Raw genomic sequence first — 11,615 nt, 5'->3', positions numbered from 1 at the left:
ATGGCATGGCTTTCCAAGTGCCGCGCGATCCTGGTCCGCTACGACAAGCATTCATTCAACTATCTGGGTATCATCCAATTGGCTTGTGCCCTGTTCTGGTTCAGGCGTTTGCATCGAATGGGAGCGACATAACCGGCCAGGAACGTTTTCGGATAGTTTTTTGGCCCTTCATTCAGTCGTCCAGGCCGGATCGTGAAGACCGGCCGGATCGCGGCCGGCCGCCGAACGATCTCCCACGTAGCGGTACAGGTTCCCGTCGCCGGTGGGGTAGCCCAGCGGCTCTTGCGACAGCCAGCGGCCGGTGGCTGCATCACACCAGCCGTTCAGATTGTTTTGCCGGCCTGTGGACTGGTCAAGGGCACGGCCGGTGAAGGCGAAGAGCACGTCAGCGGCGGCCTGCCCGTGGGCCTGGAAGTCCACGAATAACCGAAGCGATCTTCTCTCGGCAACCGCGGCTCCGAACAGTCAACCGAGTGCTCTGTCGGAAGCGCTGGGGGAATTGCCAACCCCTCCAATCTCACCGCATGTTCCGCCCTCTCTGGAGATTCCGCGCTGGTGGTACTGAACGCGGCCGGGTCCAATCAGCCAGGCCATTGGTCGAAAGGTTGTTTCTCAAGCTTCATGCTGCCGTCGTCCCCCCTGTAGATATTGATCCAAGCACGCCAGTTGTGGTCATCGGAGCCGTGTTGGGGTCGTAGGCGAAGATTCCCTTGGCGAAAGGTGTTTGGCCCGAGGCCCCCAGTCGCCCTTTGGACACCATGATGACCTTGGCGCCCGCGTCATGGGCCTTGACCGCAGCGAACAGTCCGGCCATTCCACTGCCGATCACCAGCACGTCGCATCGGCGTTTTCCGTGAGAAACGGTTTGGGGATCGATTCGCGTGATATTGCGCGCGAACACGCCCGCCAGTGCCAAAAGCCCTGCCACACCGCCTGTATAGGCTACGAATTCCCGCCGCGACATTTCATTGGTCTTGGTATTCATGGCTTCGCTCCTGAGGGTTCGGACTGCTGCGGTTTCACCACGATGCTGCGCGGCACGTACATCCGCAGTAACAGGAACGTGCCGCTTGCAGCCACGGCGATATAGAATCCGGCCAGATACGCATCGATGTGGCGTCCCAGCGTTATCACGTGCACGAGAGCGCACACCGTGAACAAAACACTGAGCATACCGTGAAAGTGACGCCAATGCGGGTAGTCGGTATGCAACAGGCGAATAAGGCGAAAGCGAAAGAACGCGGTGACGACCAGCAGCAACAGCAAGCACCACGCGACCAGACCGAAAAAGATTCCCGATCGGTGAAAACTGGTCACCATGGTGATAAAGGCGTCCTTTGGTGGGATCCCTGCCTCGAAGAACCGTGGCAACACGACAAAAAAGGGATGCAGAAGAATCACCGTGACCACGGTATAGGCCAGATACACATGCAGCTTCTTCACATGGCGCAGATCGAACAGCTCAATGACTCGCATGTTACTGCGTGCCAGAAAGAACTGGCTGAGCATCAGCGAAAACGACAACAACGTGGCGATCGAAAGCGTTTCCTTGAGCAGAGAACGCCGCGGGAAATCGCCCACCGCGTACAAAAGAAGGGGCATGCCGATGAAAACGAGCACCCCTGTCACGAGGAAATACCGCTTGAAGAGATGTGTGTTCATAAGTCACCCCCATGAGACAATGACAGGAATCGATTTTTCCGGCGTGATTGTGATGGCATCCACCGGGCAATACATGCAGCACAGGTGGCAGATTTGGCAATCGGCAGGGTACTTGATGACAGCCTTGTGCGTCTCGGGGGCCAACCGGATGACGTCCGTTGGACATGTCTTCACACACGTGCCGCAACCGATGCAACCCTTGATTCGCTCAATAACCATGGTGTTGCTCCTTCAAAACGGAGTTCAACAATCTGGATAGTCGGACTGCCTACTCCCTTTCCGGATCGGGCGCGTGTCCCCCAAGGTTGTTCCGCAGGGTACGCAAGATGCGGTGCGCGTTTCGTAGCTGTGTCTTGGAAAGTCCTTTGATGAGTTCCGCTTCCACGTCGCCAATGGCGCGTTCAATTTTCCTGCACATGTTCCGGCCGGTATCGGTCAAATAGATGCGCACCGCTCGCTCGTCCTCGGGGTCATCCTGGCGCTGCACAAGGCCTGCCTTGAGCATCCGATTCACAATGCCGCTCATCGTCGGCGGCGCAATCATCATCTGGTCGGCCAGATCGCGTTGCTTCACGCCCTCTCTTGTCGCCAGTACGCGCAGCACAAGGGCCTGGGCGGTATGCAGGCCGATCTCTTCCAACGCCTTGCGCATTCGATCCTCGAGGAGTTTTCCGACATGGTGCAACAGAACCGCCAGAGGGCGTGTTATTCGCACGGAGGTTCGTCGTCGCGCCGACTGCTTCGGACGTCCACGTGGCACAGTCATGGTTGAGCTCTCATCTCTGATAGTTAGCACGCTAACTATAAGGATAGCATGCTAACTATATGGCGTCAAGAGCCTTTTTCCCCCGCGATGCAGCCGCTTTGCGCAAGCACGTTCGCTGTGAAATGGGCGTGCGGGAACTGGTGCGCGGCGGCCGGTTGGCGCTATACGAGAGAAGGAGCCACCGTTAGATACACGCTTTCCACGTTGAGATCGAGGCGTTGAGTGAGCGGATCGCATGAACGTCCGGAAACGGCATACCAAAGCGCCAGGAGAGTTCGAGCGGTAAAACTTCCTGTTCTGCCGTGACAAACTCCCGAGACCCCAAGGTGAATTGTTGGGCGTGTATCGGAGGAAGATGCCGCGGTGGTGGTGTTCGGCCTTACATCACAAGAGGGTGTGGTCCAACCGCCATGACGTCATGGACATTCCCACTGCCGTGCGCTGAATCAGTGGCGATCGTTCGATTATCATAAAGATACTCCTTTACTTCTGTGGGGAAAGACAACCGGAAAACGTACCGGGGCGTGAGGAATGAATAACCTTGGGATGAAAGCCACGCGATTTGTCGCTGTATTGTTGACGCTGGGCGGGCTGTATTGGCCAGCGAGCGGCTATGAGCCGGTTCTGCCGAAGGTTGGAAAGACAGAGCGGATCATCGTCGTTGATGTGGCCAAAGACGTCCAGAACGACGATGCACCTGATGTCCTGCTGGCCATTACGTGCCTTCAGGGGCTCGTCAATCGGCAAAGCACGGAAAAAATCTATCTCGTCAATTTTCCCTGGCGTCTGAACTGGGACTGGAACAAGCAGGAGCGGTTCGGGAGCGTCCATCCAGCGCAAGCGGTCATCGACGACGGCCTTCTGCCCTTTCCGACCGATACGGCAAAGCTGGATCCGAACAAACGTTATCCCGCCCTTAGCTACCTGGTGCGCCGGTACAAAGATGTACCGAAGGGGAAGGTGCTTTGTCCAGCGGCGGGCAAAGCGAGTTCCGGGGCGCGTGCTGCGGCGGTAAACGTCTGCACGTTTGAAGGGGCCATTGCGTTGACGGAAAGGCTCGACGCTTATCTTCGAGAGGAGGGCGTGAACCTGCCGTTGCTGGCCGACACCCGGAGCATGGACGAGCTGGCCGCATTCGATTGGTCGGTTGCCCGCTACATGAGCCATCCACAACGCAACAAGCAATTATTGGGCTTTCAGGGCGACATCGGCAGTAACACGCCGATCATGGTCGACTACTTCGTGGCCACAGGCACCTTCTGCTATTTTCTCGATACGGAAACGATTAACGATCCGGAGCCGGAGGACGCAAAATTCGACGTGCTGGCTGACGTGAGGCACTATCCGCCCGGCGTGCCGCACATTGGCCCGGTCGAAGGGGCACACGTGATTCAGCGGATACAAAAGCGAGGCCATTTACCCGTGTGTGGATTTGTCGCCAATGGATCCGTAACCTCTTCGGTGCCGACGGATTCACAGGCGTTTCGCCCCGCCGAATCAAAAGCCCATCCCATTGAGAACGATGCCCTGTATCTTGCTTGGGAGATTCACGACGATGGTGATGCCCTGGATGTCAACAGCCTGGTCATGTATGGGGCGCTGCGGATCGATCCAGCCCTCGGTACATTTCCCGCAGGCGTGCGCGTGAATCCATACCTGATCGATTTGAACCCCGCGCTGTTCGCCTGGTTTGCCAGTCGACCGCAGACACAGGTCGTCGCCAGCTTGACCGACGGCGGCGCATCATACACACCTGAGGGCCAGATGGCCTGGGTGACTACCTACCGTCGTTACCGTGCATTCAGTAACGGTGCCCTGCAGATCCTCAATTTCTTCGGTCCCGCAAAAAAGAAATTTATCGAGGCGCTTGATTTTCCATGTGATGGAGAACGTGGGCTGCCCTCTTTTCATTCGCCTGGGTAACCGGGGAAGCACATTCGGTGGGGAAGCCAAGCCGTCTGTGGGCACGGTGAAGAATATCCGAGTTAGTGACGTCGTCGCCAAAGTCACCCTGCACGATCGCGATCACTCGGGCGACTACTCGGAAAGGGAAAAGGCTATGGCTGGCCCCATCATGATTACGGGTATCCCCGGCCACTGCGTCGAGGATGTCATTCTGGAAAATGTCAGGATTTCCTTTCCGGGTTACGGCACCAAAGAAGATGCTCAACGCGTTGTTCCGGAAGATGAGGATCGCTATCCGGAACAGTTTTTCTTCGGCATCTTGCCGGCTTGGGGCGCCTATATCCGCCACGCGAGGAACATCGGATTCAAAAATGTCCAACTGACACTCCGCGGCGAGGACGCCCGTGAGAAAATTGTTTTAGAAGATGTCGAAGGTTTTGTGAATCATTAGAAACGTGTGTACTAAAATAAAGCCTTTGGTCTCCGAAAATAAAAATAAAGGGCTCATTAGCATCTGCCTCCAAGGATTGCTTTGGGTCGTTGCTCATCGACCAGGACGCTATCGGCGCCTTGCCGATGCGAGTCGGGCACAACAGAGAATCAAGTTCGCCATCGGCTGCTTGGAACGAAAGCAAATCGTATTCGATAACTCCTGAGCACTGGTTTTCACAGGAGCCGGGCCATGATTCGCGTCGCCGTGAGGGGTTGCTTTATTGCTGTACTGCTGCCCGCTTCGCGCCCCCAACCGGTCAACTTTGGCGTCAGCGGACATCGCACCGAGCACGGCCTGTGGGGGATTATGATCGGGGAGCTAAGCGGCACCCACCCAGGGCGACGAGCATGGTCATCAGTTTGGACACCGACCTCTGCGGGGCGGTTGCCGTGGTTCCAAGAAACCAACTTGGCCGTGTGCGTCCGGCGGCGGATCGATGCCGTAGCCAGATTCGATCCACGCGCTGCCAGGGGGGACCTGGGAACGCTCGGACCGGATTTCGACAGCAGGGTTGGGCATCCTCCGTCAGATCGCCGGGAATATGACGCGCCAGATTGCTCACCACCCGGTGTGTCCCGTTGTCGTAGTGAGCCGTGCAGCGAGGCGTATATCCATCAAGGCGATTGAACGGGATGCAGATTGACCTGCTGCACATCGGCAGGTTGGGTCGCCGGCGCTTCTGTCTCCGCAAGCGACCATCCTGTTTTTAAGCCTATGACGAACCAGGCCAGTCCCAGCGTCCCCAGCCCGAAAATCGTATCGCCCACAATGCGCAGCCAGCGGAGGCGCACCAGTATGTCCGTCTGCAGGAACTCGGCCGAACGCGCGTACCACATGCCGTGTTCCACACTGGCCCAGGTCTGGGCCAGGCCGACCGGGAGTAAGGAAAGCAGCACCATCAGCGCGAGCCCCACGTTGATGCACCAGAAGGAGAAACTCAGCACGCCTGTCCGCCATTTGTTGCGTACTGTCGCACCTCGCAGACAAAACAGCATGAGGCCGATTCCAAGCATTCCATATACACCGAACAGGGCCGTGTGACCGTGGACCGGTGTCGTATTCAGGCCTTGCATGTAGTACAGCGCGATCGGTGGATTGATCAGAAAGCCAAACAACCCCGCGCCGACCAGGTTCCAAAACGCGACCGCGATGAAACAGTAGATGGGCCATTTGTACGCGGCGACCCACGGCCTGGCGCGAATCATAGACAGGTTACTGTATCCCTCAATTCCGATCAGAACCAGGGGCACGACTTCCAGGGCGCTGAACATCGCGCCGAGAGCCAGCACCGGTGTCGGCGTCCCGGTGAAGTACAGGTGGTGGAACGTACCGATCACGCCTCCCGAGAGGTAAGTGATCGTCGTGAACAGCGACGCCGCAACAGCCGAGGAGGCACGCAGCAATCCCAACCGCGTGAAGAGGAACGCAATGACCACGGTGGCGAAGACTTCGAAAAAGCCTTCCACCCATAGATGGACCACCCACCACCGCCAGTACTCGGCGATGGCCAGGTTCGTCTGCCGTCCCCACATCAGACCGGCTCCGTAAAAACCCGCAATGGCAAGGCAGGCGATCAGGAACAGAGAGAGGAGATGCCGCTTCGGTCCCGGTTCTTGAAAGGCCGGCCAGATGGCACGGGTCATCAGTGTGAGCCATATGAACAGACCGGCGAACAGGAAGAGCTGCCAGAACCGGCCCAAGTCAGTGTATTCGTAACCCTGGTGACCGAACCAGAAGTTCGCCTCCAGCCCAAGCCGCTGGCGCGTGGCGTACCATGTTCCAAACAGCGACCCGACAACGATCACCAGCAAGCACAGGAACAGTACATCCACGCCGAGTTTCTGCCACCGAGGTTCCTTGCCGGAGACGGCCGGGGCGATGAAAAGCCCGGTCGCCAGCCACGCGGTGGCGATCCAGAAGATCCCAAGTTGCGTATGCCATGTTCTTGCGACTGAGTAGGGAAACCACCTGGCGAGAGGAATCCCGTAGAACGCTTCACCTTCGACCGAGTAGTGCGCGGCAATCGCGCCGAGGCCCACCTGCAGAACGAACATCGCGGTGACGACCCAGAAGTACTTGAGGGTCGCGCGCATCGAGGGCGTAAGCTTCAAGTCAAGCAAGGGATCCGAGGCCGGGACTTCCGACGGCCCTTCGTCGTCACGGTGTGACGCGTAGAACCACGCCAATGCCCCAATACCACCGAGAAGGAGAACAAAACTGAGGATGGACCAGACGATAATCGGCGTGGTTGGCTGATTGCCTACGAGTGGCTCAGGCGGCCAGTTATTGGTGTAGGAAATCTGCTTGCCCGGCCGGTTGGTCACACACGCCCATGACGTCCAGAAGAAGAAAGCGTTCAGCTTCTCGCGCCGTTCGGCGTCGGGAACGGTGTTCTTCGGGATTGCGTAGGCTTCTCGCAGGCCAGCCAAAGCGGGATCGTCGCCGAACAGCGCATCATAGTGTTTGGCCACGGCGGCATACGCTTGCGCCCGCAACGGGGACACGGTCAGGTCGCCCGTGTCGGGATTGAATGTGTTGGTTCGCAGTTCCTCTTTCAGGCGGGCGATCAAAGCAGCCTGCTGCGCTTCCGAAAGCTGGTCGAAGGGTCGACCGTGCTCCGTCGTTGCCCAGTGGTCGAGAATCCATGTCGCCTCGCGATGGAGCCAATCCGCCGACCAGTCGGGGGCGACATACGCGCCGTGCCCCCAGACAGATCCCACCTCCTGACCGCCCATCGATTGCCACACGTTCTGGCCGTCTTTGATGTCCTGGCCGGTAAAAAGAACGTGTCCGTCGGTTGTCACCACGCGACCGGGAATGGGCGGTGCTTGTTGATAGATTTCGTGCCCATAGTAGCCCAGAACCGCGAACGAACCCACAAGCAGCAGACCCAGACCAATCCAAAGCCGAATGTACCGCATCCTGTCATCCCTTGTTCGTCTTGTTTATTCTTGATTCAACCGCTTTGAACCCGCAGACACTTTACATTTTCCTGAAACCGCCTAACCCACGGGGCAATCCACCGGAGCCAGTCGCTGGAGCTCAGCGAAGCTCGCCATTTGCCTCTGAGACCCGGCGAACGCCAAAGCGCTCCGCCAACCGATTGGCGATCTCCACGTATCTTGCATGGAGCTCGCCTATTTCGTCTTTTTCCACCTGTGCAAACGCCGCTAACAGGCTCTGCTCATCTTCTGTGGAAAGTTTCTGATCAGCAGAAGGAAACAGGCAATGATCCTCTTTCTGGATATGTTCGCGAAGCAGTCGGATGTAGCTTTCCCCATGTTGCACAAACCATCGGACTGCATCCGCATCTCCGCTGGCGGCTGCGTTGAGGCTGGCGTCCATACCTCCGATGTACAGCCGTCCCAGTTCGTGTTCACGAAGCATGACGGCGATCGGGCCGCATCCTCCACCGAACCCCTTGGTGTGCAGCACGGGAAACAACTGGTTCTCTTCTTTCGCGTGGTGACACTTGTCGGCAAATCCGCGAAAGAAGTCGATGGCGGCTCTTGCCGACTCCGCGTCAACCTTCCCTTCCTCCTTGGACTTTCTCACGATCTTCTCCAGACAATCCAGTACCTGCTCGATAACGCGATGTTCCTGGCTCAGAATCTCTGTCGGTTTCACCTTTCAGTCCTCCTGAACAAGTCGGGCGCACTGGCGCCGCGAATAAACCCGGCGGCTTCGTTGGGGCGTTTAGTGTCTGCCGTCGTCACCAGGCGCTTCGTGACGATGACCGCCGCCCTTCAGTTGCTCGTGCAAACCTTCGACGAGGTGGACGTACTCGACATAGGCCTTGACGAATTGGCGGCCCGCTTCGACACTCCTGTCCGAAAGCTTCTTCCGTTGTGCGGCCTCCGCATAGCGGTGGCGGACGCTCTCTTCGACGGCCTCGGTCAGGACCTTCACCAGTTTCTCGGGCGAGCCAGTCTGGAGAGCTTCGTCCGCCAGTTTCACCGCAGGGTCCGCGCTGCCTGCCGGCTTGAGCCCGGTGTACGGCGCTCCCTCCCCCGCGCGATGCACACGAACCAGGGTCTCAAAAAAGAACCGATCGGCAAGTTCGCGGGCGGTTGCGCTCAGCTTCCGCACGGCGAGTGTCTTGTTGAAGGCTTCTCGTATTTCCGGTTCGTCCTCGGGGCCCACCCATTTCAGCACCGGGGTCACGTCGCCCGAATGCAGCGCAACCTGGGCGTCCTTGATGACCGGTCCATCGAGGGTGTCGCAATGGGCACGAGCCTCTGACGCGATTGCCAGCGCAAAAGTGACAAAGGACACCAGCAGCAGGGATCGATTGAGAATCGTTGTGATGTTCATGGTCACTCAATTCCTTTCTCTGGTTCCTCAGTCAGTGCTCGTGGAAACAGGATGTTGTTCTCCAGGTGGATGTGTGCCATCAGGTCGCATTCGAGTTGCTCGAGCGAGCGGTACAGTTCGCGCCACGCGGTGCAGGCGTATTCGGGAATCGTTAGGTCGTTCGTCAGCTCGCGGATGCGCTTCAGGTTCTGGCCGTGATCTTCGTGTTCCTGCATCATGACCTGTACCGGCATGTGAGCCATCTGACCGCGTCCCGCGACGATCATCGGGAACAGGATCTGCTCTTCCTTCGCCAGGTGGCTTTCGACCGCCTCGCGAACGCAAACAAGCAATTCGGCAAGCCCCACCGGACAGTCGGGCTTGTCAGCATGCACCTGCTCCACCTTTCGGGCAAGATCAATCAATCTCGGAATTTCCTCTTTCAGCGGTGCGTGGTAGCACTGAAGGATGTGCTCGACCAGTTCCTTGAGCGGCCGTGTGTTCCAGCCAATCGGATCCGGTCCGTCGGACGCCAAGCGCTCGATTTCCTGGGCGACCGTCTCGGCGTTGATACCCGCCTCGGCACAGGCAGCCGCCAGGGACCGGTTGCCGCCACAGCAGAAGTCCAGGCCGTACCGATGGAAGACCTTCGCCGCTGCCGGCTTGGCCGTTACGAGTTCTCCAAGGGTTCGTTGAAAGGTCCGTTGAATTGCCTCTTCGGACATTGCCTTGCCCTCCATCACTTTGGTGGGCTGAAAATGCTTTCTCCGGTTGGTTAAGCAATCGCCGTGCCAGCGACCTGAACCGTACAATACCAGCAGATTACGCGGGGTGTTGTCGTATTCACAACGCGCAGTGTGTTGCGATCTGTACAACATGTTGTTCAGAATACAACCATGAGCCAGCTTGAAACCCTTTTATCAATCGCCCTGGACCTGACGTCGGCGATCCACGCGGAGGAGCGGTATCGCCGTCTGCTGAACGCTTTGCGCCGGATCATTCCCTACAACGTGGCGGCGCTGCTGCGGCTGGAAGGTCAGGAGTTGATCCCGATCGTTTCCGTGGGACTATCGGCTGACGCCATGGGCCGGCGCTTCCGATTGGACGAACACCCACGGCTCGAGATTATCTGCAAGTCGATCAAGCCGGTGATCTTCCCGGCGGACTGCGGCCTGCCCGACCCGTTTGACGGGCTTATGGCAGAGGACGCAGGCCGGTTTCAACGCATCCACGCATGTTTCGGCTGTCCCCTTCGGATTGGTGAGGAGTTGATCGGGGCGCTGACGGCCGATGCCGTGCAGCCCGACGCGTTCGAGGGCATCGACCCCCAGTTTCTCGCTGCCGTCGGTGCCCTGGCCGCCGCCGAGATGCATACCACACTCCTGATCGAGGCGCTGGAGCGAAGCGCGGAGCGGCAGGCACTCATCGCTCGCGATTTGATGCGGGATGCTCAGCTTCGCCAGGGAACGGAGTTGATCGGCATCAGTTCGGCCATGCAGCGGCTTCGGCAGGATATCGACCTGGTCGCCCGATCCGATTTCACTGTGTTGATCCTGGGTGAAACGGGGGTGGGCAAAGAGCTGGTGGCGCGGGCGTTGCACGCCGCGTCGAATCGCAGTAGCCAGCCGATGCTGTACGTGAACTGTGCGGCTTTGCCGGAAAGCCTCGCCGAAAGCGAACTGTTCGGGCATGTTCGCGGCGCCTTTACCGGCGCGACGTCAGATCGGCCAGGCAAGTTTGAGGTCGCCAGCGGCGGCACGTTGTTTCTGGATGAGATCGGCGAGTTGCCGCTTTCAGTGCAGCCCAAACTCCTTCGCGCCTTGCAACACGGCGAGATTCAGCGCGTGGGATCGGAACGAACAATTATTGCGGATGTCCGTGTGATCGCGGCGACGAACCGCGACCTTGAGCAGGAAGTGCAAGCCGGGCGGTTCCGGGCCGATCTGTTTCATCGGCTGTGCGTGTATCCGCTGCGCGTCCCTCCGCTGCGGGAGCGGGTGGAGGACATCCCGCTTCTGGCCGGTTATTTCTCCGACGTGACGCGCCGGCGGTTGGGGCTGGGGCCGGTGCGTTTGACGCCGGATGCGGTTGATGCCCTGCGAGCGTATCTGTGGCCTGGTAATGTACGCGAACTGGAAAACGTCATTTCGCGCGCTGTGCTTCGGGCCGCCGCAGGAGTCCGCCGCGGAGAACCGGTTATCGTGAGTCCAGCACACCTGGGCTCCGAGTTCCTTCTGACGCCGTCCCCGGAGCAACGACCATCACTCAGCTCGTCGGCTCAAGCACCAAAACGACTCAGCCTGAAGGAGGCCACACGGTCGTTCCAGCGATCGCTGATCCAGCAAACTCTGGTCGAGCACGGCGGCAACTGGGCTGCCGCAGCCCGCGCCCTGGGGATGCATCGAAGCAACCTCCACCACCTGGCCGTGCGATTGGGACTGAAGTGATGGCCGAATGTGCCCTCCTGATATAAACACACGCGAAGAAAAAATCTGG

The 11,615-nt window shown here is 58.6% G+C and carries 12 protein-coding genes and 1 pseudogene; 4 read left to right on the top strand and 9 right to left on the bottom strand.

The features are described 5' to 3' along the window. A pseudogene (locus tag H5U08_RS02765) lies at positions 1–132 on the top strand (IS5/IS1182 family transposase); the annotation flags it as partial. A 36-nt stretch (positions 133–168) separates the two neighbouring features. Here H5U08_RS02765 and H5U08_RS19790 read toward each other — a convergent pair. The 5 genes from H5U08_RS19790 to H5U08_RS02740 form a co-directional block, all read right to left on the bottom strand. Then, entirely contained in the window at positions 169–384 is a 216-nt protein-coding gene (locus tag H5U08_RS19790; RefSeq protein ID WP_366493927.1) for an RHS repeat-associated core domain-containing protein, read from the bottom strand. A 235-nt stretch (positions 385–619) separates the two neighbouring features. Next, positions 620–985: an FAD-binding protein gene (locus H5U08_RS02755; RefSeq protein WP_297029840.1), complete on the bottom strand. Its 366-nt coding sequence runs from the start codon at positions 983–985 to the stop codon at positions 620–622. Next, positions 982–1,662, bottom strand: a complete 681-nt coding sequence (locus H5U08_RS02750; RefSeq protein WP_297029837.1) for a ferric reductase-like transmembrane domain-containing protein — start codon at positions 1,660–1,662, stop codon at positions 982–984. The genes H5U08_RS02755 and H5U08_RS02750 overlap by 4 nt, the downstream gene beginning before the upstream one ends. Positions 1,663–1,665: 3 nt before the next feature. Continuing rightward, on the bottom strand, positions 1,666–1,881 hold the full coding sequence (locus H5U08_RS02745) for a 4Fe-4S dicluster domain-containing protein (RefSeq protein WP_297029835.1): 216 nt from the start codon (positions 1,879–1,881) through the stop codon (positions 1,666–1,668). 49 nt (positions 1,882–1,930) lie between these two features. Beyond that, positions 1,931–2,314 carry a MarR family transcriptional regulator gene (locus H5U08_RS02740; RefSeq protein ID WP_297029832.1) on the bottom strand — a complete coding sequence of 128 codons (384 nt, stop codon included), beginning with the start codon at positions 2,312–2,314 and terminating at the stop codon, positions 1,931–1,933. A gap of 660 nt (positions 2,315–2,974) precedes the next feature. Here H5U08_RS02740 and H5U08_RS02735 point away from each other — a divergent pair. Both H5U08_RS02735 and H5U08_RS02730 read left to right on the top strand, forming a co-directional pair. Next, the gene (locus H5U08_RS02735; RefSeq protein ID WP_297029830.1) at positions 2,975–4,351 is read left to right on the top strand and encodes a GxGYxYP domain-containing protein; all 1,377 of its coding nucleotides are present in this window, start codon (positions 2,975–2,977) and stop codon (positions 4,349–4,351) included. 37 nt (positions 4,352–4,388) lie between these two features. Next, positions 4,389–4,784, top strand: coding sequence for a hypothetical protein (locus tag H5U08_RS02730; protein ID WP_297029828.1), 396 nt, complete (start codon positions 4,389–4,391; stop codon positions 4,782–4,784). A 656-nt stretch (positions 4,785–5,440) separates the two neighbouring features. On the opposite strand, the gene H5U08_RS02725 is transcribed toward H5U08_RS02730, so the two are convergent. The 4 genes from H5U08_RS02725 to ytfE form a co-directional block, all read right to left on the bottom strand. After that, the gene (locus H5U08_RS02725) at positions 5,441–7,747 is read right to left on the bottom strand and encodes a nitric-oxide reductase large subunit (RefSeq protein ID WP_297029827.1); all 2,307 of its coding nucleotides are present in this window, start codon (positions 7,745–7,747) and stop codon (positions 5,441–5,443) included. Between the two features lie 121 nt (positions 7,748–7,868). Further along, positions 7,869–8,453 (bottom strand): hemerythrin domain-containing protein, encoded by a 585-nt coding sequence (locus H5U08_RS02720; protein WP_297029826.1) that lies wholly within the window; start codon positions 8,451–8,453, stop codon positions 7,869–7,871. A gap of 69 nt (positions 8,454–8,522) precedes the next feature. Next, a complete protein-coding gene (locus tag H5U08_RS02715; RefSeq protein ID WP_297029825.1) occupies positions 8,523–9,140 on the bottom strand; it encodes a DUF6448 family protein in 618 nt (205 codons plus the stop codon). Between the two features lie 2 nt (positions 9,141–9,142). Continuing rightward, the gene (gene ytfE / locus H5U08_RS02710; protein WP_297029824.1) at positions 9,143–9,844 is read right to left on the bottom strand and encodes an iron-sulfur cluster repair protein YtfE; all 702 of its coding nucleotides are present in this window, start codon (positions 9,842–9,844) and stop codon (positions 9,143–9,145) included. 171 nt (positions 9,845–10,015) lie between these two features. Here ytfE and norR point away from each other — a divergent pair, with 171 nt between their 5' ends. Then, entirely contained in the window at positions 10,016–11,566 is a 1,551-nt protein-coding gene (gene norR / locus H5U08_RS02705) for a nitric oxide reductase transcriptional regulator NorR (RefSeq protein ID WP_297029822.1), read from the top strand. Positions 11,567–11,615 lie beyond the last annotated feature (49 nt).

The organism is Thermogutta sp. (genome assembly GCF_014359955.1).
Classification (GTDB): Bacteria; Planctomycetota; Planctomycetia; order Pirellulales; family Thermoguttaceae; genus Thermogutta.
This window is presented reverse-complemented; position numbering and strand designations above follow the sequence as displayed.

What these genes read in the sequence shown, in the direction of transcription:
- H5U08_RS02755 (WP_297029840.1), bottom strand. Translation starts at nt 985, where the DNA reads ATGAATACCAAGACCAATGAAATGTCGCGGCGGGAATTCGTAGCCTAT.
- H5U08_RS02750 (WP_297029837.1), bottom strand. Translation starts at nt 1,662, where the DNA reads ATGAACACACATCTCTTCAAGCGGTATTTCCTCGTGACAGGGGTGCTC.
- H5U08_RS02745 (WP_297029835.1), bottom strand. Translation starts at nt 1,881, where the DNA reads ATGGTTATTGAGCGAATCAAGGGTTGCATCGGTTGCGGCACGTGTGTG.
- H5U08_RS02740 (WP_297029832.1), bottom strand. Translation starts at nt 2,314, where the DNA reads ATGCGCAAGGCGTTGGAAGAGATCGGCCTGCATACCGCCCAGGCCCTT.
- H5U08_RS02735 (WP_297029830.1), top strand. Translation starts at nt 2,975, where the DNA reads ATGAAAGCCACGCGATTTGTCGCTGTATTGTTGACGCTGGGCGGGCTG.
- H5U08_RS02725 (WP_297029827.1), bottom strand. Translation starts at nt 7,747, where the DNA reads ATGCGGTACATTCGGCTTTGGATTGGTCTGGGTCTGCTGCTTGTGGGT.
- H5U08_RS02715 (WP_297029825.1), bottom strand. Translation starts at nt 9,140, where the DNA reads ATGAACATCACAACGATTCTCAATCGATCCCTGCTGCTGGTGTCCTTT.
- ytfE (WP_297029824.1), bottom strand. Translation starts at nt 9,844, where the DNA reads ATGTCCGAAGAGGCAATTCAACGGACCTTTCAACGAACCCTTGGAGAA.
- norR (WP_297029822.1), top strand. Translation starts at nt 10,016, where the DNA reads ATGAGCCAGCTTGAAACCCTTTTATCAATCGCCCTGGACCTGACGTCG.